General features: G+C 46.4%; 25 protein-coding genes and 1 pseudogene. 11 read left to right on the forward strand and 15 right to left on the reverse strand.

The annotated features are described in order from the left end of the window. Positions 1-8 precede the first annotated feature (8 nt). The 8 genes and pseudogenes from HFD99_RS09205 to HFD99_RS09240 form a co-directional block, all read right to left on the reverse strand. Positions 9-902 carry an ABC transporter ATP-binding protein gene (locus tag HFD99_RS09205; protein ID WP_016822843.1) on the reverse strand — a complete coding sequence of 298 codons (894 nt, stop codon included), beginning with the start codon at positions 900-902 and terminating at the stop codon, positions 9-11. 320 nt (positions 903-1,222) lie between these two features. Then, the gene (locus tag HFD99_RS09210) at positions 1,223-1,906 is read right to left on the reverse strand and encodes a hypothetical protein (protein WP_123797749.1); all 684 of its coding nucleotides are present in this window, start codon (positions 1,904-1,906) and stop codon (positions 1,223-1,225) included. 112 nt (positions 1,907-2,018) lie between these two features. Beyond that, positions 2,019-2,351 (reverse strand): hypothetical protein, encoded by a 333-nt coding sequence (locus HFD99_RS09215; RefSeq protein ID WP_123797750.1) that lies wholly within the window; start codon positions 2,349-2,351, stop codon positions 2,019-2,021. A 5-nt stretch (positions 2,352-2,356) separates the two neighbouring features. Beyond that, a pseudogene (locus tag HFD99_RS09220) lies at positions 2,357-3,296 on the reverse strand (LLM class flavin-dependent oxidoreductase). Between the two features lie 136 nt (positions 3,297-3,432). Further along, on the reverse strand, positions 3,433-4,578 hold the full coding sequence (locus tag HFD99_RS09225; protein WP_016822839.1) for an AI-2E family transporter: 1,146 nt from the start codon (positions 4,576-4,578) through the stop codon (positions 3,433-3,435). Between the two features lie 150 nt (positions 4,579-4,728). Continuing rightward, complete coding sequence (locus HFD99_RS09230; protein WP_016822838.1) at positions 4,729-5,742, reverse strand: LCP family protein; 1,014 nt, start codon at positions 5,740-5,742, stop codon at positions 4,729-4,731. Positions 5,743-5,855: 113 nt separating this feature from the next. Beyond that, a complete protein-coding gene (locus HFD99_RS09235) occupies positions 5,856-6,800 on the reverse strand; it encodes a cation diffusion facilitator family transporter (protein WP_123797751.1) in 945 nt (314 codons plus the stop codon). A gap of 204 nt (positions 6,801-7,004) precedes the next feature. After that, complete coding sequence (locus tag HFD99_RS09240; protein WP_123797752.1) at positions 7,005-8,624, reverse strand: DEAD/DEAH box helicase; 1,620 nt, start codon at positions 8,622-8,624, stop codon at positions 7,005-7,007. A gap of 323 nt (positions 8,625-8,947) precedes the next feature. Between HFD99_RS09240 and HFD99_RS09245 the strand changes: the two genes are divergently transcribed. From HFD99_RS09245 to HFD99_RS09275, 7 genes are read left to right on the forward strand one after another with little or no spacing between them, the layout of a single operon-like run. Then, a complete protein-coding gene (locus tag HFD99_RS09245) occupies positions 8,948-9,565 on the forward strand; it encodes a hypothetical protein (RefSeq protein ID WP_123797753.1) in 618 nt (205 codons plus the stop codon). 39 nt (positions 9,566-9,604) lie between these two features. Further along, positions 9,605-10,249, forward strand: coding sequence for an immunity 50 family protein (locus tag HFD99_RS09250; RefSeq protein ID WP_016822834.1), 645 nt, complete (start codon positions 9,605-9,607; stop codon positions 10,247-10,249). Beyond that, positions 10,242-10,652: a hypothetical protein gene (locus HFD99_RS09255; RefSeq protein ID WP_123797754.1), complete on the forward strand. Its 411-nt coding sequence runs from the start codon at positions 10,242-10,244 to the stop codon at positions 10,650-10,652. Before HFD99_RS09250 ends, HFD99_RS09255 begins: the two co-directional genes overlap by 8 nt. Positions 10,653-10,696: 44 nt before the next feature. Beyond that, on the forward strand, positions 10,697-11,203 hold the full coding sequence (locus HFD99_RS09260; protein ID WP_025366041.1) for a HEAT repeat domain-containing protein: 507 nt from the start codon (positions 10,697-10,699) through the stop codon (positions 11,201-11,203). A 29-nt stretch (positions 11,204-11,232) separates the two neighbouring features. Beyond that, positions 11,233-11,862, forward strand: a complete 630-nt coding sequence (locus HFD99_RS09265; protein WP_167440873.1) for a hypothetical protein — start codon at positions 11,233-11,235, stop codon at positions 11,860-11,862. A gap of 28 nt (positions 11,863-11,890) precedes the next feature. Next, positions 11,891-12,451, forward strand: coding sequence for a hypothetical protein (locus HFD99_RS09270; protein ID WP_025366043.1), 561 nt, complete (start codon positions 11,891-11,893; stop codon positions 12,449-12,451). Positions 12,452-12,453: 2 nt separating this feature from the next. Then, complete coding sequence (locus HFD99_RS09275) at positions 12,454-12,888, forward strand: immunity 26/phosphotriesterase HocA family protein (RefSeq protein ID WP_025366044.1); 435 nt, start codon at positions 12,454-12,456, stop codon at positions 12,886-12,888. A gap of 67 nt (positions 12,889-12,955) precedes the next feature. On the opposite strand, the gene HFD99_RS09280 is transcribed toward HFD99_RS09275, so the two are convergent. Then, positions 12,956-13,495 (reverse strand): hypothetical protein, encoded by a 540-nt coding sequence (locus HFD99_RS09280; protein WP_025366045.1) that lies wholly within the window; start codon positions 13,493-13,495, stop codon positions 12,956-12,958. 370 nt (positions 13,496-13,865) lie between these two features. On the opposite strand from HFD99_RS09280, the gene HFD99_RS09285 reads away from it, so the two are divergent. Further along, positions 13,866-14,510 carry a hypothetical protein gene (locus tag HFD99_RS09285; protein WP_025366046.1) on the forward strand — a complete coding sequence of 215 codons (645 nt, stop codon included), beginning with the start codon at positions 13,866-13,868 and terminating at the stop codon, positions 14,508-14,510. Positions 14,511-14,692: 182 nt separating this feature from the next. Here the strand turns inward: HFD99_RS09285 and HFD99_RS09290 are convergent, their stop codons facing one another. After that, positions 14,693-16,327, reverse strand: a complete 1,635-nt coding sequence (locus tag HFD99_RS09290; RefSeq protein WP_025366047.1) for a DUF6138 family protein — start codon at positions 16,325-16,327, stop codon at positions 14,693-14,695. A 158-nt stretch (positions 16,328-16,485) separates the two neighbouring features. Between HFD99_RS09290 and HFD99_RS09295 the strand changes: the two genes are divergently transcribed. After that, the gene (locus HFD99_RS09295; RefSeq protein ID WP_025366048.1) at positions 16,486-17,262 is read left to right on the forward strand and encodes a hypothetical protein; all 777 of its coding nucleotides are present in this window, start codon (positions 16,486-16,488) and stop codon (positions 17,260-17,262) included. A 17-nt stretch (positions 17,263-17,279) separates the two neighbouring features. Continuing rightward, positions 17,280-18,695 carry an SMI1/KNR4 family protein gene (locus tag HFD99_RS09300; RefSeq protein ID WP_025366049.1) on the forward strand — a complete coding sequence of 472 codons (1,416 nt, stop codon included), beginning with the start codon at positions 17,280-17,282 and terminating at the stop codon, positions 18,693-18,695. 64 nt (positions 18,696-18,759) lie between these two features. On the opposite strand, the gene HFD99_RS09305 is transcribed toward HFD99_RS09300, so the two are convergent. Together HFD99_RS09305 and HFD99_RS09310 are read right to left on the reverse strand one after the other, a co-directional pair. Further along, entirely contained in the window at positions 18,760-19,374 is a 615-nt protein-coding gene (locus HFD99_RS09305) for a TetR/AcrR family transcriptional regulator (RefSeq protein ID WP_016822822.1), read from the reverse strand. A gap of 25 nt (positions 19,375-19,399) precedes the next feature. Then, positions 19,400-20,884: a phytoene desaturase family protein gene (locus tag HFD99_RS09310; protein WP_025366050.1), complete on the reverse strand. Its 1,485-nt coding sequence runs from the start codon at positions 20,882-20,884 to the stop codon at positions 19,400-19,402. Between the two features lie 309 nt (positions 20,885-21,193). On the opposite strand from HFD99_RS09310, the gene HFD99_RS09315 reads away from it, so the two are divergent. After that, positions 21,194-22,426 carry a PHB depolymerase family esterase gene (locus tag HFD99_RS09315; RefSeq protein WP_025366051.1) on the forward strand — a complete coding sequence of 411 codons (1,233 nt, stop codon included), beginning with the start codon at positions 21,194-21,196 and terminating at the stop codon, positions 22,424-22,426. 114 nt (positions 22,427-22,540) lie between these two features. On the opposite strand, the gene HFD99_RS09320 is transcribed toward HFD99_RS09315, so the two are convergent. The 3 genes from HFD99_RS09320 to HFD99_RS09330 form a co-directional block, all read right to left on the reverse strand. Continuing rightward, positions 22,541-22,648, reverse strand: coding sequence for a putative metal homeostasis protein (locus HFD99_RS09320; RefSeq protein WP_016822819.1), 108 nt, complete (start codon positions 22,646-22,648; stop codon positions 22,541-22,543). 238 nt (positions 22,649-22,886) lie between these two features. Further along, positions 22,887-23,762, reverse strand: a complete 876-nt coding sequence (locus tag HFD99_RS09325) for a cysteine ABC transporter substrate-binding protein (protein WP_025366052.1) — start codon at positions 23,760-23,762, stop codon at positions 22,887-22,889. Positions 23,763-23,899: 137 nt separating this feature from the next. After that, positions 23,900-24,655 carry an amino acid ABC transporter ATP-binding protein gene (locus HFD99_RS09330; protein ID WP_019688858.1) on the reverse strand — a complete coding sequence of 252 codons (756 nt, stop codon included), beginning with the start codon at positions 24,653-24,655 and terminating at the stop codon, positions 23,900-23,902. Positions 24,656-24,668 lie beyond the last annotated feature (13 nt).

A 24,668-nucleotide genomic window follows, 5' to 3' on the forward strand; every position in this document is an offset into this window, starting at 1 on the left:
CGCACCCTCTAACCTCTTGCTGCTACTTGTGGTCTAGCATCACGCCGCTCGGCAACAGAACCCACCGTTTGTTTCTCTTCTACATTCATTCCCTTTACTGCTTGGCTTACCGCAGGCTGACCAGCCAAAGCATACGGAAGACAGAGTGGTACCCCCGTACGAGGATCAGTAACAATATCCGCCTCAATTCCGAACACCTCACGCAGCACATCTGGCGTCATAACCTCCGTCGGGGCTCCTACCGCCTTCGCTTTCCCTTTTTTGATCGCAATCATATGCTGAGCATATCGGGCTGCATGGTTCAAGTCATGCACGACCATAACAATGGTGCGTTCTGCCGAAGTATTCAGATACTCCAGCAGATGCAGCACTTCCAGTTGATGCGCCATATCCAAAAATGTAGTCGGCTCATCCAAAAACAGTATATCCGTATCTTGTGCAAGCGCCATAGCAATCCAGGCACGTTGACGCTGCCCCCCAGAAAGCTGATCAATCGGACGATCGTGAAATTCGCTCATTCCTGTTACTTGGATGGCCCACTCTACCATTTTGCGATCGTCCGCTTTCATGGAGCCAAAACCTTTTTGATAGGGAAAACGTCCGTATGATACCAGTTCCGTCACGGTCAATCCTTCCGGTGCCGTCGGATTCTGCGGCAAAATAGCCAACTGCTTGGCTACCTCCCGGGTGGATTGCTTATGAATGGATTTACCATCCAACAGAACGCTACCGCCTTTAGGATTCATGATGCGAGCCATCGTTTTCAGAATGGTCGACTTACCGGAGCCATTTGCACCCACCAACGCTGTAATTTTCCCTTGCGGTATTTCTACGTTCAGATCTTCTACTATCAATCGATCTTCATAAGCAATATCCAGATTTGCCGTTTTCAGACGAAACATTTGGAATCATCCCTTTCCCTAATCCAATATATATAATCACGGGCTTAACGCACGACATTCATCAAAACTTCATTCTATCTTTATATAATAAAGATATTGATAATCATTATCAAGTGTTAACTCACATATTCCTTTAAATCTTGGACCGCATCGGATGCTATAACGATTCACCTATGATGAGTTTACTTATGCGGTCTGATGGCTCTCAGCAGCGCTCTCCTACCCCTATATTGTTATTTTGAGAAATTCTGCAACAAAATAGGAGCCGTGCTGATCGCATCGGCTCCTGTTTTAATTTTAGATATATTTATTTTACCTGTTTAATGCTTATCGACTCTGAAGGCAACCCCCACAGGCTTAGACACCATAACATAACCTAAGAAGGAATCTCCCCATGGGTATGGATCATAAACTCCTAATCTATGTTTTTCATATCGTGGGAAAGCACTAACAACCCATCTTTCTCCCTTAGGAACATTCACAGAGTATTCATCAGATAGAGAAAAACCCTGGCTTAAACTAAATCCCATGCTCGCTTCAATAGCTTCCGCAGAACCCGAAATCGATCCTTCTACTTGGGCTGTAATTGAAGATGATACTGTAAGTTTTGCACTGCCAGGTCCATAATAGGTACTTACACGAAGTGCATTGTTAGTATCAACCCAATATCCTTTATTTTCATTAGTTTTAACAATTGGGCCAATTCCCCAAGACTGTGGACTAACAACACCTTTATTGCCTTTTTCTTGCGTCAAGTCATTATAATTGACATAATAGTAATAAACATCCTCTCCAACACTGCTAGTCGGATCTATATATTTGTATACTTGTCCATGTGCGGATGTTATTTCATCGGTTTTTTCCCATTTACCTGCCTCTGCTTGTATGCTGGAAGATAACGGATTTGGTGATTCACTTGCAGAAGCAAGGGGGACGTATGGGAGTAATAGTGCCATCATTGCTGCCAAAATTGCGGTTTTCGTTATTACCTTAATTGGTTTCATTTTTTGAAATTCTCCTTTTCCAAAAAAATAATTTTAGGGTGGTTATCGTTATGAGTAAATTTGAAAAAAAACTAATTAAGTATTTGTCTTACGGATTTATGGTAGGTATATATTATTCCTTCATCAAAGGCCCAACACATTCATCTACAGTTAATGGAGCGACTAAGTTCTTCACTTTACCTGCGTCTGATTTTATTTTTAGTACATTATCAACCTCATTTCTAATAAGTATTATTTTTGGGTTTTTATATTTTTTGGTGTTTTTGGTCAAGAGAAGGAATAAATAGATTTTACCTCTATATTCCAAACTTGTAAGTTGATAATCTTTATCATTTTTATAATAAGCATATTTCGGAATAAAAGAGGAGCCGTGCTGATCGCATCGGCTCCTCTTTGCGCTCCAAACTTCTAATATTCTGTATAGCATCAACAAAATTCTGGCCATTCGCATTAAGCCTGTACAGAGGACAGTCCAAATGCTTCAGCCATGAGACGTATAGATTTCATTTTGGCATCGAAGTCGTGAATAATGCTCGCAACCATGATCTCCTGTGCATTATAGTCCTTGGATAATTGCTCAAGCTGACGCTTGACCTGTGCGGGTGAACCAACCACCATACGCTTGCGATTCTCACGAATGCGCATCCGGTCATATGGCGTATACGGATACGCAAGCGCCTTTTCGACGGAAGGTGTTCCTGCGGAACGCGTTCCCTGTTCCAAAAGCACCAGGGACAAGTCCATGCTGGATGCCAAACGATTGGCCTCCTCTTCAGTATCCGCACAGATCGCAAATACGGAGACAAGCGAACGCGGTTGGTCACTATGCTGGGAAGGCTGGAAGTTTTCCTGATATCCCTTCATAGCACCTGTGCCGCCTTCACCATTAATAAACTGCGCGAACGCAAAGCCTACGCCACGCTCGGCGGCCAGACCCGCGCTATCACCGCTGGAGCCAAGCAGCCACATTTCCGGCACAGTCTCTACGAGCGGCATCGCCTGTAGCGAACCGAAGCGATGCTGGCTGCCTGTGCTATCGTGCAAGTAGGCTAGCAGATCATCCAGCTGCTCGGGGTACAGATCAATGCCGCCCCGGATACAATCCCTCCAGTACCCGGAAGTTTTCCGCTACTTTATAAGCGCTGTAATGGGGCAGCATCACACCGCCCGACCCTACCCGAATCGTCTGGGTACGAGCAGCCAGGTGTGAAATCAATACCTCGGGGCTGGACCCTGCAAGATTAGAGGCAGCATGATGCTCGGATACCCAAAAGCGATGATAACCCAAGCGTTCCGCCTCTATAGCAAGCTCAGCAGTCTTTTGTAATGCTTGTGCATGCGTCATGCCTTCCGATACCGGAGATTGGTCAAGAATGCTGAGTTTTATCATAAAAAGTCTGACCTTTCTATTTTGGAATAAGAATAGGCATTAAGTATAGCACGTAAAGCCACAGTTAACCAAGAGGGGCAAAATAGTAGATTTAACGCGCCCATTAGTCATGTTTACTTTTCATAGAGACTGCTTTTTACTTTACTTTATCTGCTTCATAAAGATGTGAACGCTTTTGAAAGAAACTAAACAGATGGGTCACGATGACTTTCAAGACGGCATAACCTGGAACAGCCAGTACAATCCCTACCACACCAAACAAATTGCCTGCTGTCAAAATAACAAAGATAATCGTAATCGGATGTACTCGAAGCGATTTGCCCATAATTTGTGGTGAAATAAATTTACCCTCAATAAGCTGGACAACTGTCCATACGATAACCATTTTGAGCAGCATGATCGGTGAGGTAACTATAGCTACGATTAACGCGGGTGTAATGGCAATTACAGGACCTAAGTAGGGAACCACGCTCGTAAAAGACGCAATGACCGCAAGCGTCAAAGAGTAGTCCAATCCAATAATCAGATAACCTATATATAGCAGCACTCCAATACAGAAGCTAACAATAATTTGTCCACGAATGTACGAGCTGACCTGATGATTCATTTCGGTCATGATACGATCTGTCTCTTTACGAAACATAGGTGGAAGCATTTTTAGAATCCACTGCGGCAGCTTGTGTCCATCTTTCAGCAAATAGAACAGAATGAACGGAACCGTAGCGATCGCAAGCACAGTTTCCGTAATCACACCCAAAAAGCTTCCCACACCCGTCCATGCATTATTGATAAAGCCAGATAACTTTTCAGAAGCTTTGGAGGCCAGTTCAGATGGATCTATTTGAATGGTGTTCTGGAACTGGTTCACAAAGTTACTGCCAATCAGTCGCTCAAACTGTTGTTTGACTTGCTCGGTATAAGCAGGGACATTTTGGATAAGGCCCTGTATCTGATCACGGATCACAGGTACCACCGACGTAACCACAATAGCGATAATCCCTATAATGAGCAAAAACAGAACAACAATGGAGTATACTCGCTTTACCTTATTCCGCTCCAGTACATCTACCAACGGATTGAGCAGATAGTACAATACACCGGACAAAATGACAGGGAGAATAATCGTTTTCAGCAGCACGATGACAGGGGTAAATATGTATGAAATTTTGGTAAGCACTAAGATATTCAAGCCGATCAGCAGCAGTACCAACAGGAATAACACAAACTTGTTGTTCAGAAAAAACTTCTTAAACCGGTCTTTCCATGCCGGAGTTATTTCCACATGACATTCCCCTTCTCTTTAGACAGATGAGTATACGTTCTTCATAATTACGATATATTTTTGGAACAAAATATACAAGGTTATACCCAAATAAACACAAAAGCAAACAAAGTTGTACGTTATTGTACGAACTTCGCTTGCTTTGAATGGTTATGGAGTATCATTTGTCGTGGTGGCAGCCTCCACCGTCGTAGTCACAGGTTTGTTTTCTTGATCAAAAAGATTCTGTATGAACCGCTTGAGCTTCCGCTCATCCACACCCAACACCTGTGCACCCTTGATGGTTTCCCCGCGCACCAGTTCATTTGGCGGGATTTGCTGCTTCGCTACTGTTTTAGCATCGATATTAAAACCCAATGAAGCCAACTGCAGCATTTCCGTTGTACTCAGATTCGTTTCAATATAAGGAGAAATGCTATTTAAAATACTTGGCAGTTTAATGAGCGACGAGGTCGATTGTATTTTACTGCCCAGTTCGGTAATGAATTTGCGCTGTCGCTCCGTACGTGTAAAATCCGAAGTCGCATCATGACGGAAACGTACATATTGCAAGGCTGTTTTACCGTCCATGTGCTGCATTCCCTTTTTCAAGTCAATATCAAACTGGTGTTTGTCTGCCTTGGAAGTGTAATGCATATCTTTTTCGACATCCAGGTCAATACCACCTACAGAGTCAACCAGTGCAATGAAACCATTAAAATCAGTATATACATAATATTGAATCGGTATGCCCAGAAGGTCGCTCACAGTCTGTCTGGTCAAATCCGGCCCACCGTAGGAAAAGGCAGCATTCAATCGACTTTGCCCATGACCCGGGATCTTGACATACGTATCACGAAGAATCGACATAAGTGTGGCCTTTTTCGTAACCGGATCAACAGAAGCAACCATAACCGAGTCAGAACGCCCTGAATCTTCTCCACGGGAATCTCCGCCAAGCAGCAGTATATTTACTCTTTCTGTTCCATCCCATTCCGGTGGGAGTGATACCTCTACAGGTTGTACATTGGTTGAAGTTTGGGTTTGCGGTTTAAATTTCGAATCCTGTCCGGAAGCAACCGAAATTTGGTTCGTAAAATGATATATAGAATAAGCATAATATCCGCCCACTAAAAGGACTGCAGCAGTCACAGAAATACCTAGCCATTTTAAAAATTTTCGCATATTTTCGGGTAACCTCGCTTTTATTCATCATCGTTCGGCTTTTAAAAGCATACCCTTCCGGCAAGTTATCTGTCAATTCGCGTCGTATGTTCTAGGGGCGTTATTCGTATCGGTTATACCTTATCTTCAGAGTCTTTTTGTGTTGATTTTACAGCATGGAGGTCGTCTGCATACCACGGATTCAAATGGACAAGCACCTCATAAACCCGCGGCTCCTGCTTCATGACGGCCCTCTTGATCAGCCGGATAATATCGTGTCCCTGCTGAATCGTCAAAGAGGCATCCACTGAAGCTCGGATATCAACGATAATATAATGACCATGCTCACGGGCACGGATACGATCAATACGCTGAACCTCGACTACACTCAGTGCCGCTGCTGCGTAGCTTTCGATTTCCTCGGTTGCAATGGCCTTCTCCATGAGCACATCTATGGATTCGCGACCCATTTCCCACGCCAATTTCAGAACCAGCAACGCCACTACGAACCCCGCAATGGGGTCGCCGTAAGATAAAATCGGAATATTCCAATGTTCCCCGATCAGTCCTAATCCGATCCCCAAGACAGCCGCTCCCGAGGCATACACATCAGCCAGGTGATCTTTTGCCGTCGCAATGAGACCCTGACTATTGGCCGCTCTGCCAATACGAATCGTGTAGATATACAGCCACTGTTTCCAGAGCAAGGAAATAATGGCGGCCACCAATGCCAGTATATGCTCCTGTGGCATCGGTTCGAACAGTGCGGCAATGGAATGATAGCCGATAAATATGCCTGCCCCGAACAGTATGACCGCCACTACACTAGCACCAATTACTTCTGCCTTGCCATGACCATAAGGATGATCCTCATCCGGCGGCTGGCTGGATATTCTCATCGCTCCCAGTGCCGTTGCAGAAGCAATGACGTCCCCGGCGTTATGCACACCATCGGCCACCAGTACCTTACTGTTGAACATGAGTCCTGCGATTATTTTGATGCCGGTTAAGAGGATGTTGCTGATCAGGCTGATCCATGCTGAGACCATGGCACGCTTGCCCATATCCTGTTCCTGCATGATGTATAACCCCTCCAAATTATCTTTTAAAAAATGTCCTGACCGCTATTCGGTTATCTCAGGGCATCTTTGGTTGCTCTTTATCTTATGATGCTGTTCTTACAGCGGCATATATGAAGATTACAATAGCCCCGGAAGATCAGCCTCCCCGGGGCTATTATGATAACCATAGTGGAGCATTCTATGAGAATACCCCCATTTTATCTACCTGGACCGACCGCGTCGGCCTCCTTGACCTTGTCCACCGCGTCCACCTTGGCCTCCGCGTGCGGAACCGCCGCTGCTACGGTCATATCCGCTACGTCCGCTGCTTTGGCCTGCCGAACGACCTTGACCTCCGCGTGCAGATCCGCCGCTGCTGCGGTCATATCCGCCACGTCCGCTGCTTTGCTCTGCGGAGCGGCCTTGACCTCCGCGTGCAGATCCGCCGCTGCTGCGGTCATATCCGCCACGTCCGCTGCTTTGGCCTGCCGAGCGGCCTTGACCTTCGCGTACAGAACGGCCGCTACTGCGGTCATATCCGCCACGTTCACTGCTACTGCGGTTGGAGCGACGCTCGCCGCTTGCACCGTCACGACGACCCGCCTGTTCGCGGCCGCTGCGGCGGCCGCCGCCAGCATCGTTGCCGCCAAAGGAACGGCGGTCGTTTCTGCCTGAGCGGTCATTTCTACCCTGCCGCTCAGGCGTATCGGGAGCAGATCTACGCTGCCCGCCGCCCTCACTGCTGGTGAATGTGACACCAGCAACTCTTTGGATGTTCCGAAGCTCAGGAACATCCCTTGGCGTGGCGAGCGTCACCGCAACGCCTTTGCCTCCGGCACGACCGGTACGTCCGATGCGGTGGATGTAGCTTTCGGCATCCTGCGGCATGTCATAGTTGAAGACATGCGTGACGCCTTCTACATCGAGGCCGCGTGCGGCTACATCTGTCGCTACGAGCAATTGAAGTTTCGCTTCACGGAACGCCTTCATCACTTGCTCCCGCTTGTTCTGGGACAAGTCCCCGTGCAGCTCACCGCTCTCGAACCCCATCTCCTGGAGTTCTTCATTCAGTTTGGAAGCCCGGCGCTTGGTACGGCAGAAAATAACAGCCAGATACGGACGATCCGTATTCAGCATATCTACCAATGCCTGTTGCTTACCACGGTCTGTTGTTTGCACAACGACCTGACGGATTTGGCTCACGGGAACGGAAGAAGCCGATTTCACTTTGACATCAACGGGTTCGTTCATATAGACACGAGCCAGCTTGCGAATACCAGCTGGCATCGTAGCGGAAAACAGCATGGTTTGTCTTCGGTAAGGAACCTCCTGAAGAATCGTTTCCACATCGTTCAAGAAGCCCATGTGTAACATTTGGTCAGCCTCATCCAGGACCAGCATTTTAATGCCGCCTAAATCAAGCGTGCCACGTCTCAGATGATCCAACAGTCGCCCAGGTGTACCAATAATCAGTTGTGCGCCACCTTTTAGTTTACGAAGCTGACGCTCCACGTCCTGTCCTCCGTAAACAGCTAGCAGAGATAAACTCGGTTCCGCAGCAGCCAAGCATTTTGCTTCCTCTGTAATCTGGAGCGCCAATTCACGCGTAGGTGCAATCACGAGCGCCTGCGGATGCCGCTTGTCCAAATTCAGCTTTTGTAGAATCGGCAGTAAAAACGCAAGCGTCTTCCCCGTGCCCGTATGTGCCTCGGCAATCACATCCTGACCTTCCATCAACAGTGGAATGGACTCCTGTTGTACAGGTGTTGGCGCTGAGATGCCTTGCTCTTTCAAGGCTTCTACCCAATGTTGCTCCACGCCTAATGCTGTAAAATTCTTCAAGTTGTATTCACTTCCCTTATCTGTATTCAATATGTGTCACGTAAAATAGGTTCATGTGCCATATGACATCTATCGTTCCATAGTTCAGAATTCCCATTTTTGTATCGGTTCTCATTCTCCCCTTTTCAGGAAGGGAGCATATCCGTTATCGTTGAATCTGTTCATGTAACTCAACATACGGCCGCAAGGCGGCTCAGGCCGTTCCATATATGACTTTCCTAGTATACGCGAAGTTGAACTGGTTTCCAAACGATTTTAACGAATCCCTCAAAAGGTGAATTCAATCACCATGTCATATATTATGGTAGGATAATTGGTAATTCATGAATAAAGGGTGGATGCTTGTGGTTAACAACCTACATTATAATTTCATAATGACAGGTTCCTTGTCGGAGAAGCACACTTTGTTTGCCGAAGACTGCTTTACTAACCTGTTCGATTGTTTTGAAGCGCTCTTGAATATATCAGGAATCCGCAATACCCGTGTGTCTGTCTATCAATCGAAGAAAGCCAAACACGGCAAGATCCGCTGGGACAAGCAGGAGCTGCTCCGCATTGTAACCGATGATGAAATGACTCCTTTGATGCTGGTTATAGAGGCTCCTAGTATCAAATCGTCCTATAACAAAGGTACCACGCCGGAAGTGTACATTCTTTTGTCCAATGACACCATGTCCCGATCCTCCAATAATTGCGGCATACTCGTTTCGATCCGTCAGGACGTTTATGAACATATCGACCAAACAAGCATGGAAGACGTTATGATGAAGCTGAGCCAGTGGTTGAAGGCAGACAAGTTGTTACACAGCTCGCGCAACTTTTATGCTGGCAGTAAAGCAAGGGCTATTATGGATATTCTCCCATTTATGCTCGAAAAGAATACCCCGGATATGAAGTATGTTTTTCAATCGTGGACTCCGTACCCTTTACGTCACACTTAAACTATCCGTCATCTCATTAACCCTAGGAGGCTGCAATTTATGCAAATTCAAGTTCACAACATTGAAAAAAAAGGAAACGAATATCTCATTCATTATCAAGCCGGAGGAGCACTGCCGTTCGTTCCGCATGATGTTGTCCTGATCCATGGCAAACAGTATTTTATAGGTACGATTTTGAAGGTAGAGCCGGAACAGGCCCTTATCCGTATCAATCCAGAATATGAAGACCAACTGACAGGGTCTATCGGACTGGAACTGGCTTTCTCTCCAACCGTTTCTATTCAAGGTGCAGACAGCATTGTCGAAAAGCTCGGCTATTTCCCACCTTTCCACTATGACCGAGTCACAGCTGCCAATATGACGAAAGACCAGATTACACTGACGATTGAGCTATCCCCCACTAGTGTGCTGGTTCCTAAATCACCGGATCTGGAACCTTCGGCTGAGGCACCTGTGATCCTTGAAGCTTCAGCGAAAGACATTCCACGCTATGCAGTGACTTTTACATTTCTGGAAACCAAAGAGCATGTATTAACCCCTGTAGAAACAGAAAATATCATCTTGCAGCTTGATTTCCGCTATGAAGAAGCAGACATGGTCGTTGACATCGATGCCTTGTCGGGACTGTCAGGTAGCTTTCTATGCAGAGGCATCCGAGCAGAGATTACGGAACTTCATGAATAAACAAGAGGCTCGCGAGCTGTTGCGCTGTCATTCTTTTATTCATGATGATTTGGAGCATCCCAAAATGCAAAGCGGATTTCTAGGGATGCTTCGTCCCTTTCAAGGCGAACTGATCGAGGATAATTTTCATGAGCTCATGACTATCATTGGAGTTCTGGCAGATGAGCTGGAGAAACCGTCCGTAGAACGGGAGCTTATATCCGCTCTGTGGGGAATTTGCCAATATACACGGGCATGGGCGTTGTATCCTGATAGTATGCTGCAACGGAATCACCTGCTGACCGCAGAGCAGATTAGTACCCTTGACGATTGGATTGATACAATCTCCTATGCGATTATGGTGCTGCTGGAGGGGGGCGGAACGGAAGAGGCTTTATCGAACTACAGACATAAGAGTAGGTAATACACAATGCCAAAAGTAATCTGGCTAAGAAATAAGGAGGGTATATGTCCATACAAACCGATGATGAGGGAAAGACATTTTTATCTATTTTCCCTACACTATCGTATGAAGATCGGTTGGTATCACTACGCGAATTAACAGCGATCCCCCAGCCTGTGGAGGACACCATCGCATTACTTTTGCAGCTTGCGCAGCAATCATCCGAGGAGGATCTGCTTCGTATAGAAGCGCTGAAGGTCATCGGACTATATGCAGATCAGAGCCAGCAGCCGATGATCATGCGAGGAATTCGCGAGCTGCTGTCCAAGCCTGATGAAGATGATGATGTGCAAAACGCAGCTTTACAAACTTTGGCATGGATGCCTTGTTCAGAAGCAGAGCTACGTTTAGCTTTGGACATAATCTGCAGTGATACATATATCTTAGTCAAGGGGGCCGCTTTTGCACTGCTCCGCGCACATAAAGCCAACCCTTTTGCACTACATGCGCTGAAGCAATTATTGCAACATGAGGAATTAGGCGCATCTGCCCAACGAGAGCTGTCCACATAACCGACAACTAAAGGAGAATTACTCTACTCATGCGTGTAAGAATATTTATATTCATATTGATTATCGGAATTATATGTGTGCCTGCGTATTTCATTATGAGCAGCTTTGGGTTATTCCAAAATGAAAAGGTGCTCGTACATTATAAGGTTGCCGTTGAGGTAAAGGGTAAAAAGTATGATGCCTGGCCTTTAATCAGCAGCTATACCGCGATCGATAAAAAAGGGGATCATCGTCAGCTCTACTATCAAGCAGAGGGCTCAGGCATAGAATACCTGTTTCAACTCGCATATGGACAGTATGAACTCAGACCCTCCAAGGATAATCCTTTTCTGGACGGGGGAATCCACTACACCATGGACCATCCCGATTATGTGCGTGAGGAAAAACAGTATGAGAACGCCAACGACTATACGGAGTTAACCCATTATTACAATCAACAAGAGCAGGTTATTTATACTTACAATCCTGAAGCCAAGCTCGACAAAACCTATGTTCGCTCCATCATCACCGCTGGGATGACTCGCACCACTGGTAATTCAAGCCGTTCGGTAAAGGATAACTATATCAATATCAGTAAGCTGTTTAAGGACAAGCTGGGAGTGAACGTGAAGGTAGATGTTGACGAGGACAACAAAATCGTGACCCTGTCCATGTCATAATGAACGAAAAGAAAGGAAGGCGCTACGGATGACAGAAACACATCATGTTAAATTAGGACCCGCTTATTTGGATGGTTGGGTTGTGCCCGAAAACCCGGAGGTATGGGTCGAGCAGGAATGGACAGGTAAGCTCCGTTCACAGGCCGGAAATACGAAATTCCACATTTTTTATTATGGAGAGTTCATGGACGAGCTGATCGCTGTAACGGAGTTTGCACCCCAGCTCATTATTGCAGAAGATGCAGTCACAGGTGAGCAGATCGTGATTTTTGATGGAACCCGCCATGGTTACGATGCACTGCTGTGTGAAGTGTATACGGAAGAACAGCAGAACAATCGCACTCCCCTGCTACCTTATCTGGACGATGATGGTGAAGATACCTTTGAGGTGACCGTGACTGCTTTTTATAATGTTGATTGGGATGACGAGTTTGCGGATGATGTGGATGAGAACGGGCAGCTGGAGCTGATCAGCGGCGAACGGTGCGATTTTGAAGAGGCAAAGCGAAACGGATTTGATGCGATCAGCATTACGATTACCAGCGCTAAAGGCTTAAAAACAGAGATCATTCAGGAAGAGCTGGCCTGACGATGGTATTGAAAAGAATCAAACATCAGGAAGGCGACATTTTTGTTATCCCTATGCATGACGGCCGATTAGCGGTATGTCAGGTGATCTGCGCGCTGTATGGTCGATTCAAAAAGGCGTTCTCCTTTGGGGTGCTATCCATAGGTCAGAATCAAACGTACGAGGATGAAACCACATATCTTCCGTTCACCAATCACCGTGGCCGATTCGAAGTTATTTTCACAGCCACCCAAAATCTGGCGAAGGGAGTATGGCCCATTATCGATCATCGCCCTCTATCCGAGGAGCAACAGCAGCTAAAGTATTTTAATTGTGCGGGCCATCTGTATTGCGGGGATGAATATATACGCAATCTGGAACTGGAAGAATATAATCAATATACTGTAATGGGCGTGGCTGGATATGAGCTAGTACAGCAATATTTAGCCCAAACATAAAAGCTAGAAGAATAGCAACGCAAAGAGCCACCTTAGACTTCGAAAACTAGGGTGGCTCTTTAACGATCTAAAAGGGTTCAAATGTATAAGGGAATGGTGTACGATGTGTTCCCAAAACCGACTTTACACGCTCCCCATCCAGCAGCGCTTCGACGAAGCTATACAAATCAGGGGCTGCATACCGAAAGTTGCCCCATGTGCGCAGATTCAAAGCATAAATTGGGAATTCCCCCCGTTCATCAGGCGATTGAACATCCCAGACCAGCAGGTCATTTCCTTCACTGGAAGCGAAGGGAACTGCATGCTCCAATAGTTCCGGGAAACCATCTGGCTCCAGCGCCGCTTCTTGTAAAACCTCTTCCGATTCCAGTACATCATCAAACCAGGCTCGCCAGTCATGGTAACGACGAAGCCATGAATCCGGGTGATCACCGAGAGGAATATGAATGTTCCATAAGCTGCATAATCGTCCGTAGCCAAGAGTTTTGACGTAATCTATATAGGAAGGCGGAAAGCCCCTGTCATTTTCAAAACGATGCTTTATAAGAAATTCCTCATCATAGTAGGCCTGAAATTGCGGACGCTGCAGTCCTGTAAAAATGCTCATGCTCGCCCTCTCCTTTCGCGCATCTCTATTCACCTTTTCATCCTTCGGCACATTGAAAAGGCCTTTTTCAAGTGTTAAAATGGGAATAAGATGTATATTCTAAAAAAGAGTGAAGATGCGTCAACATCCTCACTCTTTGGAAACAGCCGCTTTTAAGGGCGGTGGCTGCAAGTTTACGGTACATGAAATAGACCGGTTCCTACCACGGGCGGTCTATTTCTTTTTATGGAAGGAAAGAATCAGGACCCTCACCTCCTTCACAGGAGACTAGCCGACCGCCCATCTAAGCCATTCTGTTGTTAAGGAATATTATAACATATGATATATAAAAAGTACGTTTTTACGCTCTTTCCGAAAAGGAGGAACGATCATGGAGCAAAAACGCTTCAAAGATGAATATGGATATAAATATGACTTTGCCGCCGTGATCAGGAGGGGAGAACAGGTAGCTGTCCACTGCCCTCGCTGTCAGAGTCAAGCTTCTATTTCCAAATCAAAGGAAGACTGTTATTACGTTGTTCGCTGCTCTCATTGTTACTACACATTTCAGCAGCCAGAATCGTATAAATTCTATGCACGCGGCGTATGCAGCCACTGTGAGCGGTATTTTAATATCGAAATTCATGATGACCGAACGGTTACTCACAAAAATACAAATATACACTGTCCGCATTGCGAGACACGTAATCAGGTTCCGGTGCATCGTATGCAGTCACGTGAATGGCATACGGACGTGATCCAAAATGGAAAAGATCCTATTTTCCAGCTCCAGCTGTACTTCCTTGATTACTATCGGGGGAAACCAGTCTGGGCTCTTAACCGGATACACCTGAATTACCTGCTCTCCTATATCTCTGCCGAGTTGCGAGAAAAACCCTCATCCGGTATGATGCGTACGGCTTCCCATTCCATTCCCAAATACATTAAGGATGCTAAAAATCGCCAGGCCATTTTAAAAATATTACAAAAGCTACAGCATAAACAAGCGTCTAAGGGAGAGCATTACCAAACATGAGTATACAAACTTTTGACAGCCTAGAAGCACTGATCCAGGCCGTTTCCCAGACCACCACGTGCAATCTTGGCTGGAAATAGCGACTGTACAGGATGTTATTGAAGTGCTACGCCGCAGTGGAAGCGAGCCAGATATTCAACACATTGCGCAGGGACTGCGATATGATCAAGAATACGATGCTTTTATGGAATAAGCGGCTCCAGTAACTCTTTTACCTCAGGGACAGCCTGCTTCAGGCTGTTTTTTAGTTTCTTCGCGCCACCCCATATACGATAAACGAGCATCTCTTGTTCGTAGTCTTCCAGTTGTAGAAGCACATCTACTAACGCCTGTGCCTGCTCTACACTTTCAATGCCAGCCGATTTTAGTGGTTTGGCGGAATCATTACCTGCCAAAAGAATCCTCGCCCAAACGGGGATCGTATCCGGTGTCAGTCCATGCGCCTCAGCAAATACAGCGGCGTAACCGTCCTGTACCGACTGATGCTCACTGTCTACCAGTTTCATATAACGATTCACCAGCGAAAAATACTGCGTTCCTTTAAGTCCTAATCCCATCACCGCATAGGTTCCTGGCATCGCCGACTTCTCCCCCGGCTCTACATCGTTGTACCACTTGAATTCTTCCATCACGGTCTCGGCATATTCCGCCAGCAACGGAAGCAGCGAAGGGTATTCAAGTGCATTGGCAAAGAAACGATGTAATGCAGATTTGGCCAACTTGGGTACGGGTAGATAGTTTTTCACTTTGCTTTTAAACTTCATCCCATATTCCTTAGTAAAGCCTTTCCGTAATATATCACATAGATATACGAGTGCTTCTCTGTAGCTCTCTTCTTCCTCAGAACGAATCTGAACCTCTAGTGTTTGCAAAATATCATTCGCTTGGCAGGTGACACGCTCGCTTGTATATGACGCTGGAATGCTGCCTGATCCGCTCTTAAGCCACTGAACAGCCTGCTCTGAGCCCAGTTGTGCAGCAATCTCCAAATACTTCTGCCGTGCATCGGCATCGGTCAGACCCACTCGCATCGCGGTCAGCAGGAACATCTCCATAACCGGGGCGGGAATATCTGAAGGAAGAATATCGGGCCTCACCGTATAATCAAGCCCGTACCTTTTTTCCTGATCTGTATACTTAGCCAAAAATTCATCTTCAGCCCAATGCATTAAGCCTCTGCTCAGCTGATGCCTCCATGCTTCTTCTCGCTTGCGGCTGACCTGCACTTTTGCATCCATTCGATTCAGCAGTTCATTCACCCGCTGGGCGTCTACAGGGTACAAATGAGGATCAAGCAAGTGCCTTACTAAGAAAAAATCGTCCTCTTCCTTTGGCATAGCTCTACTGGCAGGATTGAGCTTCTGCTCCACAAACTGTTCAATAGAGGCTAACAGGTGCTGCCGCTTATCTTCGTTCAGCAGCGAGAATGTAAAATGACTGGCCTTATTCTCCAAGACCACCTCCAGATGAAATTCCAGCCGATAACGAAAAAACATAGGACCAAATTCTTCCGAATTATACAGAGCCGCTATCCGTTCTTTGAACACTGGCATCCATTCATCCTGCACCTGCTGGAGCGTCACTTCCTCCGTAAAACCAGGAATTTTTGTGTCTGGTCTACGATGATCCCAATCAAACGGTTCGTAGGTATCCACCCATACCCCATCTCTCTTACAGGTAACTTTTAAGTATTCATGAATCCCTTCGTGAAGGACGCTTTTGTTCTTGAATTCCGCGATGCGCTTTTGCTCAGAAGCGTATCTCTGGTCAATCTCTTCAAAAATTGGATCTATGTAGGCCTGTACCCCCGATGTCATACGATGTGTTCCCCTTTCGTACCCTCACAAATTGTAGTTCTTACATAATTGAGATAGACTAATATTTAACTATTTTATTTCCTGATTATAGCATATCTCTCATTTACATTTGGGCTCCATCCCTATAGATAGAGTGCCGGAAAGCAGGTGTATTCTTCATGTATTGGGTTTCCACACAACACACGCCAGTGGCTGCCGATGAAATGGCAAATTTCGAACATACCCATGGCATAACTTTACCAACTCCCTATGCTTCATTTCTCACCCAATACGGGCCAGGCACCTATTGCGGCCTGCTGGTGATTGAACCGCCTGATCCTCAACTTTTGCAATCCTATGCAGATTACGAACTGTGGACGCATGATGATAACTGTCCGATCACCGCGCAACAGCTGGGCGAGTGCGTGGTCATCGGCAGCTCCATAGATGGTGATTTTCTAGCGGTGCATCCTCAGGTCGAAGGCTTGCTTTGGCTACCGCGACATTCGGAAGTCATTACTATGAAGCCATTAGATGTTCAAACCCCATTTACAGATACGCTGGAGCATATACTACGGGATGAATTCGGAAAAACAGAGCCATTCCCCCGTTATTTCGAACCTGTCAGTCTGGACAGAACCGCGACATTCCTACTATTTAATCCCCCGGATACGGTAAAAGCTTACGATCCAGCCAATCCGAATGATCCAATCCCAAATATAGCTCCAGCATCTATACAAGTGTTGGCTCAGCGGTTTAAACAGCATTTTGACACAAACCTATGGATCGAAAACGAGCATACCTGCATGGCTTTTTTCCAGCTTCTTGGCGGATATGTGCGCTTCAACTATGCATATGGACGCGAAGTGGCGATCATTTATGAACCCAAGGCGATAGCACTTCATGATGAAATTCTATCATTCTTGCAAAAAGAGCATTGCCGAGTTGTAGAGTAAGAGGAGGACGAATACGAATGACAGTACATTTTGCATATACCTTAGAAAAGCTGGGAGAAATCGCTGATCGTCTGAGACAAGGTGGAATGCCTGACGTGGCATACCAATGCACGAAGGGGATTTCCGAAGAGGAACTGACTGAGCTGGAGGAACGGCTCCAGGTCACTTTGCCTGCCTCCCTGTCTGAATTATTAAAGCGGTGTGGCAGCTTACATCTGCTATGGTGCCTCCCTCAACACTGTGTTGTAGTCGATGAATCAGAGTATTCATATGAAGGCAGCCATGACCCTGAACAAGCACCCATTATCCTTGAAGATATTACAGGAGAATTTGGCTGGAATTATGAGGATATTAGCTATTTTACACCCTATGAAGAAGATAACGACTCAGCAGCGGACGAACAACGATATCTTATTTTGAACTATAACGGTGCTGGTGATCCGATCCTGCTTGATAGAGCGACATCCGCAACAGAGCCAGCAGTGTTCTGTTATGAGCATGAGTTGGACCAGTTCACGCTGCTTGCAGAAAGTCTACCTACCTATATAGAAACCATGCTTACCTTGCACGGGCTATGGCTGTGGGACTGGTCTAACGTGTTAGACGAGCATGGTATTCATCTAAATAGCCCGTCGCTGCAGCTGTGGCAACGCTGGTTGGATATGTTCTGCACGATGAAACTGGAGGATGCCCGGTCGTTGGATACACTGATCCACTACACCACCATGCATGGCGTAGATCATCCTGCTGTACTGCAGGCTTTCCAGGCCTATGATCCAAAGGATATTTTTCTTGCCTGGGAGCAGCGCATTCAGTGTAACCCGGCCCAATTCACTACATGGGCATTTTTCGTTGGGGAGACCGCAGGTATTGGGGCTGCTGATTGGGTTCGCTCCTTATGGGAGCCGGACACGGATAACGCGCAAGCATGGAGACCTCCCGCTTCAAATAACACACATGCTAGGGCCGCATTTATCTCGACACGTGCCTATCTATCCGCCCGCTGCCTGCCCGAGCAGGAAGGGCTTACAAAAGTTTACAATGATCTGATACAGCATAGGGCGAAGGATGACAAATTAGAAGGATACACCGTTAGCGGTCAGTTACAGCATTTTCATTCCCCCCAGGTCATTGACTGGATGCGAGATAAGGTCAATCATCCGGTTGATGGCTGGGCAGTACTTTTCGCCTACTCACGTCCTACAGATGAGCAGGTGATTGAATGGCTATCCGGTAGCGAGCTTCATCAGAAAATTGCAACCGAGGCGCTGGATATCATGATTCAGCGCGATCTTCTGCCCACTCTAGAAGCAGACGCTTGGGCTAGCATCTCAAATCTGCTTCATACTTCTTTACAGCTCGTGGTGCTCAAAAAAGATAAACGTCGCATTGAAGCCGTGCTTCAGCAGCTTTCACATTTGGAACTTCGTTAACACTGGAATCGACGTATGCAGACTTGCATGTATGGGGTGTGAGGATAAAAAATGAGCCGCTGCATCAGCGGCTTATTCCCCGAATAAAAGTATCTATAGTAAATGAAATCAATTCATCATTTGATTTTGCCATAGGAAGTTCAAAATTCAGGAGCAAAGAAGTCAATCCGTGCAGCATACTCCATACGGATCTAGCCATCAGGCGCTCATCTCCTTGAATGATGCAGCCTTCCTCCATAGCGGCTTTGAGTCCGCCCTCAAGCAACTCAAACCCTTTAAAACTCCCACTGTCTATAAGGGTAACCGAGCTTACAGATTCAAGGTTGCTGATAAACAGGATGTTGTAGTATTCGGGATTAGCCATGCCAAAACGGACATAAGCATCGGACACTGTTTTCAGTGTGTCCAGAGCGTTCAGTCCGGCTGCCTGTGCTTCATCCACGCGCTGCTGGAGAGCCTTCAGGAACAAAGCATTCCCTTCTAACAGCAGTTCACGAACAACCGCTTCCTTATTGGAGAAATAATGATAAATAGTCGTTGGTGAATATTCGATCTGATCCGCAATTTTACGCATGGAGACTTCAGCATACCCTTGGTTCAAGAAGAGCGATCGGGCGGCCTCAATGATTTTGCGGCGGATCTCACTGCTTTCACGTTCTCGGCGTTTGATATGTTTCATGAGTAGATATACTTGCCCTTTCTGCCTATCTCAATTTGGCGGCGATACGATCAGCTTCCATTATACCCGAGTTCATAGCTCCTTGAAACCCGCCCCCAGGCTGTGTCCAGGCTCCTACCAATGACAGGCGGTTCACTGCTGATTTGCGCTTCAGTCTGTGTATGCCGGACTGCCGGACCGTTTGTGCATAGCCATAAACGGCTCCGCCGGGATTAGCAGTATACCGCTGCATGGTGCGTGGTGTACCCAACTCTGCCACCACGACCTTGCTGCTAAAACCAGGATATAGCTGTTCAAGACATTCCAGTATCTGCTGTGTTACTGCTTTCTTTTTGGCTTTATATTCGGGACGTGCGCTAGGCCAGTTCTCCAATCTGTCCAAAAACGTAACAGCGATGACACCCTTTCCCGCTTCATTGAGTGTAGGGTCCATGGCGTTATAATTTGTGAGCATCCAGTTGCCTTTCATATACTGGCCGCTCATCATGACTTCATAATCCGTCTCCGAATCCGGCTCGTTATATAGGATTAAGTCTTCTTCGGTGATCCCAAGCTCATGAGGCTCGCATGATAGCCCTAGGTACAGCTGAGTGAGAGACGTACCAGTTTCCAGTCTGGTTACAGCCTCCAGCTCGCGACGGGCGGCATTGTGACTCTCCAGCAGACGGCCATAGGTATGATGAGGACTGATCCCAGACACAACCCAGTTGGCTTTATATACATCCCCTTTTTTCAGACGTACACCAGCTGCTTTACCGCGTTCAAGTATAATTTCAGATACCTGACTGCGCAGGTGAACTTCTCCTTCAGCTGATTGAATAGCTTCGACCAGCGTATTGGACAAGGCCTGTGCACCTCCCTGAATGTAGTACGTCCCCTCCAGATGATAGCCGATCCAGGGAATAAAAAAGTACAAAGCCGCCAACCGCTTCGGGGGCAGCCCATAATAGGGCCAGAGTGCAGTGAAGAACTCCGTGAATCGGTCAGACAAGCCAAACTGACTTACAGCCTCCCAGGTGGTCATTTTCGTCCAGCGGAAGAAGGTGCCTGCTTTGAACAGACCCGCCAGCTTACGCCAGGAAGTAAGGGAAGAAAAAGCGGTAAAGCCTGTCTCAAAACGGCGAATGCCCGCGAATAGCTTATCAATGGCTGCTACCTCAGCAGGAAACATGCCTTTGAGGAGTTGCACATACTCCTGCACATCAGATGGGATATCAATGATCTGCCCTTCCCAGCGAATGGAGTAAGGGTGCTTTTTACGGAGAGGAACGATTTGCTGGTCCACATGGCAGTCCTTTAACATCTGACCGAAGCTGCCTTCTTCGAGTCCGCCGACGCCGTGCAAGGAGACATCAAAGGTATATCCCTTTCGTGTGAATTCAGTAGCAAAGCCGCCAGCCAAAGTATGACTTTCAAACACAGCTGTCCGGTAACCCAACGCAGAAAGTCTGGCTGCACAAGACAAACCACCCAGCCCAGCACCAATGACAATAACATCATATTGGTTCATGATTTCATCCCCCTTATTAACGTCGTTATATAAGTTAACAGTGTTAAGTTAAGGAGATTATATACCATCGCATCCCGGTTGAGAAGGAAAATTTTTTATAAAAACATCCAAAATTGTAGCGCTTTCACTTGTCAGATTCCAATGAGGATGCTATCCTTCAATTGGGATTGTTACTGAAAAGGCAAAACCCGAGTACACTTGTGTACCCGGAGTTTGCCTTTTTTTGATTTGTATGAGTTCCACAGCATACAGTCAAGCATCCTGAGCATATAGTAAACGCTTTAAAAAAACGCCAAAGGAGATTATCTTATGCAAAAAAGACGTTTCGCCCTTGTTCTACTATCTTTCGTGCTCCTGCTTACGATCTTTTATCCATCCTCCAGCTCTGCCGCAGCAGCCGATGTTCCAGCACCACAGGCAACCGTGCTTACTAAGGTACAGCCTCTGGGTGAGGTTGTTTCTGCCGTTGTAATGAAATACAGCACCAATATTGACGGATCATCCCTGTCCACTTCCAGTTTTCAGGTTCAATCTGTGCTTAATGATGTATACGCAGACAGAACTGTGACTGGTGTATACACCAATGATACTGGTGCCATCACCAACCGCAGTACTCATGGCAAATATGTCGTAATCGAGCTGGACACGCAGGATAAAAATGCAAGCACCCTTACTTACGATTCGACAAGCGCAGTCAATCGTATTAATCCGCTGAACTATTACATTAGCCAAAAGAAAGATATTGCAACTTCGAAGAAAACAGTCGTTCCAGCGACTGCACAGACTGTAAAAGCAACCGATAAAGTGACACCCATCGTAGACGATTTTCAAAAAAACACTTTTGAAAATAAAGACGGCTTCAAACTGAACTACTTTACGTTTGAGCCTAAAGTAGAACCTGGCAAAACCTATCCGCTGGTAGTATTCCTGCACGGAAACGGCGAACGTGGTGACGGAAACGGGGTTAACCTGTTAGCGAATGCCGGGGCCGTTACTTGGGCTTCTCCTGAGCAGCAAGCCAAGCACCCATCCTTCGTCATCGCTCCTCAAAGCCCGATTGACCTAGAGCATAAATTTATTTGGGCAGATGAACCGCGCAACAGTGCTGTTGCCGATTTGGTACGTGAAACGGCCTTGAAATATCCGATCGACACCAACCGCATCTATATCGTAGGTATTTCTCAAGGAGCTATGGGGACATGGAGATTGTTAGAAAAAAATCTTGATCTGTTCGCTGCTGGCGTACCGATTGCCGGACTGACCAACTATGAAAAGGCTGTTAACATGTATGCCCCTGTTGACCCTGCACACGTTGAAATATTGAAGAACGTCCCTATTTGGGCCTTCCATGCGGCGGACGATACGACAGTAAGTCCTAAGAACTCAGAAGAAATGGTTGCTGCTATCAAAGCACAGAACGGAAACCTCATTCACTTCACTGAATACGAAGCAGGGATTATCAAACCTACAGGACACTTCTCCTGGGTTCCGGCTTTACAAAATCAGGATATGATTGAATGGCTGTTTGCACAAAAGAAATAAAAAAAGACACCCGCCTTCCTGTGTACCACCATCAGGAAGGCAGGTGCAATATCAAAATGAGGAGACTAAAAAATTTGACACTGGTATTGCCATTTGCAGTTAACTTGAAGCTTGTTACTTCGCGCGCTTCGCAGCTTTGATCGTTCTTAAAGCCCGTCTGCGCGTTACCTTGTTCGGACTGCTGAGCTGTCTTCTGGCAGTAGCCACATCCGTTTTAGCCATGTGTAAAGCACCATCCTATTCACTTAGGCTCATATTGGGAGTCTGCGCCTAAAGACTTAAATGATAATGAGAATCATAATCATTTAAAATTATATAATGAAATTTACGAGCATGCAAGAGATTTTGGGGAAGTATTATCTCGATTAAAAACTTGCGAATCTCCCTTTGCCCATATGAAAGAAGCGTCGGGACAGCAAGCCCAACGCTTTTTTATACTTAATAGCAATTTATACGATGATTAATTAACCTTGCCGCCCTCCACAACCAATTGATCCGTAAAGCCTTCTCCGTAAACGGAGGTCAGTGTGTCCTTATAGGCTTGATGGACAAAATTTTCTTTACCCAACGTAGCCAGTTCGTTGTTGATCCAATCCAACAGTTCCTTATTTCCCTTCGCTACTGCAGGGGCAATCGTATCTTGACCACCGAAGGCTGGAATGCTTACGGTAAAGCCGGGATTGGCCTTGGCCCAAGCGATCAGCTCTGTATTATCGTTCGCAATGGCGGCACCGCGTTTGTCTTTGAGAGCCGAGAAGATTTCGGTGTATTGATCGAATTTGAGCAGCTTGATGTCAGGATAATTTTTTGTAAAATAGGTCTCTGCTGTCGTTCCCTTGGCAACAATCAGCTTTTGATCCGAGCCCTTCAATTGGTCAATCGTGGTGATGGGAGCACTGTCGGGTGACACAATGCCAAAGGATAATTTCATATACGGGTTAGCAAAATCAACTTTTTCTTTACGTTCATCGGTCACAGTAAAGTTAGCCATTATGATATCTACCTTGTTGGATTCCAAATAGGCAACCCGGCTGGCGGCATCCACCAGAACGAACTCCACCTTCGACTCGTCGCCCAAGAGGTCTTTGGCAAACCGTTTCGCAATATACACATCAAAGCCTTGATTTTTCCCTTCTGAATCTACGTAGCCAAAAGGCGGCTTATCCGCAAATACACCGATTCGAATCTTGCCATTCTTTTTAATGTCCTCAATTGAAGCAAATTTAGCCGAGCTTGAACTACCATTGGTATTCCCGCCTCCTGCACATCCCGCCAAGCCGACGAGCAGCAAGCTCAAAGCCAGTAATAACGTTGTGAACTTCATTCCTTTTCTCATCTGTATTCATCCCCTTATTTGTCAGCATTTTGCATCATTCGGTTTCTTTCGCTTCTGGGTGCAATATAGAGACCAATAGAAACATTTCGATCTCTATATTGTGATTGGAAGTCGCTCATGGGATTGATGCAAAATGCTCATATCGTTTCGTATTGAAATATATCCAGAAAGTGCTGGGCACGCTCTGTTTCCGGTTGGGTAAAAAATTGCTGTGGTGTAGTCATTTCACATATCTGTCCTTGATCCATAAAAACGATACGATCTCCTACCGACTTGGCAAACCCCATCTCATGCGTCACGATTATCATCGTCATCCCCTGTTGGGCCAGCTCTCGCATGACATCCAGCACCTCTCTGACCATTTCCGGGTCCAAGGATGCGGTGACCTCATCAAAAAGCATAATTTCAGGATTCATACACAGGGCGCGCACAATCGCAATCCGTTGCTTTTGCCCGCCTGATAATTGTCGCGGATACGCATCCTTGCGATCCAGCAGACCGACTCGCTCCAAGAGCTGCTCCGCTTGCGCAAGCGCCTCCTGCTTGTTTCGCCGCTGAACTTTAAGCGGGCCAAGCAATATATTTTCCAAGACGGTCATATGCGGAAACAGCTCATAGTTTTGGAACACCATTCCGATATGCTGCCGCACCTCACGCCAATTCACCTTTTTATCTGTCAAATCCTGTCCTCTATAACGGATATCTCCGCCCTGGACTGGCTCCAGACCATTGAGGCACCGAAGAAGCGTGCTTTTTCCACATCCCGAAGGACCGAGAATGACCACGACTTCCCCTTTCCTTACGTCCAGACTAATCTGCTGCAGCACTTTTCGGTCGCCGAAGCTTTTGTCCAGCCCTCGAATTTCCAATAAAACCTCCACAGCCTCTTCCATGACACCACCCCAT

The sequence above is a fragment of the Paenibacillus sp. EKM301P genome, assembly GCF_011800295.1.
In the GTDB taxonomy this organism is placed as follows: domain Bacteria; phylum Bacillota; class Bacilli; order Paenibacillales; family Paenibacillaceae; genus Paenibacillus; species Paenibacillus polymyxa.

Bases quoted from the DNA above. Each gene is read 5' to 3' on its own strand.
- HFD99_RS09205 (WP_016822843.1), bottom strand. From the start codon at position 902: ATGTTTCGTCTGAAAACGGCAAATCTGGATATTGCTTATGAAGATCGA.
- HFD99_RS09210 (WP_123797749.1), bottom strand. From the start codon at position 1,906: ATGAAACCAATTAAGGTAATAACGAAAACCGCAATTTTGGCAGCAATG.
- HFD99_RS09215 (WP_123797750.1), bottom strand. From the start codon at position 2,351: ATGGCCAGAATTTTGTTGATGCTATACAGAATATTAGAAGTTTGGAGC.
- HFD99_RS09230 (WP_016822838.1), bottom strand. From the start codon at position 5,742: ATGCGAAAATTTTTAAAATGGCTAGGTATTTCTGTGACTGCTGCAGTC.
- HFD99_RS09235 (WP_123797751.1), bottom strand. From the start codon at position 6,800: ATGCAGGAACAGGATATGGGCAAGCGTGCCATGGTCTCAGCATGGATC.
- HFD99_RS09245 (WP_123797753.1), top strand. From the start codon at position 8,948: ATGAATAAAGGGTGGATGCTTGTGGTTAACAACCTACATTATAATTTC.
- HFD99_RS09250 (WP_016822834.1), top strand. From the start codon at position 9,605: ATGCAAATTCAAGTTCACAACATTGAAAAAAAAGGAAACGAATATCTC.
- HFD99_RS09255 (WP_123797754.1), top strand. From the start codon at position 10,242: ATGAATAAACAAGAGGCTCGCGAGCTGTTGCGCTGTCATTCTTTTATT.
- HFD99_RS09260 (WP_025366041.1), top strand. From the start codon at position 10,697: ATGTCCATACAAACCGATGATGAGGGAAAGACATTTTTATCTATTTTC.
- HFD99_RS09265 (WP_167440873.1), top strand. From the start codon at position 11,233: ATGCGTGTAAGAATATTTATATTCATATTGATTATCGGAATTATATGT.
- HFD99_RS09270 (WP_025366043.1), top strand. From the start codon at position 11,891: ATGACAGAAACACATCATGTTAAATTAGGACCCGCTTATTTGGATGGT.
- HFD99_RS09275 (WP_025366044.1), top strand. From the start codon at position 12,454: ATGGTATTGAAAAGAATCAAACATCAGGAAGGCGACATTTTTGTTATC.
- HFD99_RS09280 (WP_025366045.1), bottom strand. From the start codon at position 13,495: ATGAGCATTTTTACAGGACTGCAGCGTCCGCAATTTCAGGCCTACTAT.
- HFD99_RS09285 (WP_025366046.1), top strand. From the start codon at position 13,866: ATGGAGCAAAAACGCTTCAAAGATGAATATGGATATAAATATGACTTT.
- HFD99_RS09290 (WP_025366047.1), bottom strand. From the start codon at position 16,327: ATGACATCGGGGGTACAGGCCTACATAGATCCAATTTTTGAAGAGATT.
- HFD99_RS09295 (WP_025366048.1), top strand. From the start codon at position 16,486: ATGTATTGGGTTTCCACACAACACACGCCAGTGGCTGCCGATGAAATG.
- HFD99_RS09300 (WP_025366049.1), top strand. From the start codon at position 17,280: ATGACAGTACATTTTGCATATACCTTAGAAAAGCTGGGAGAAATCGCT.
- HFD99_RS09305 (WP_016822822.1), bottom strand. From the start codon at position 19,374: ATGAAACATATCAAACGCCGAGAACGTGAAAGCAGTGAGATCCGCCGC.
- HFD99_RS09310 (WP_025366050.1), bottom strand. From the start codon at position 20,884: ATGAACCAATATGATGTTATTGTCATTGGTGCTGGGCTGGGTGGTTTG.
- HFD99_RS09315 (WP_025366051.1), top strand. From the start codon at position 21,194: ATGCAAAAAAGACGTTTCGCCCTTGTTCTACTATCTTTCGTGCTCCTG.
- HFD99_RS09320 (WP_016822819.1), bottom strand. From the start codon at position 22,648: ATGGCTAAAACGGATGTGGCTACTGCCAGAAGACAGCTCAGCAGTCCG.
- HFD99_RS09325 (WP_025366052.1), bottom strand. From the start codon at position 23,762: ATGAGAAAAGGAATGAAGTTCACAACGTTATTACTGGCTTTGAGCTTG.
- HFD99_RS09330 (WP_019688858.1), bottom strand. From the start codon at position 24,655: ATGGAAGAGGCTGTGGAGGTTTTATTGGAAATTCGAGGGCTGGACAAA.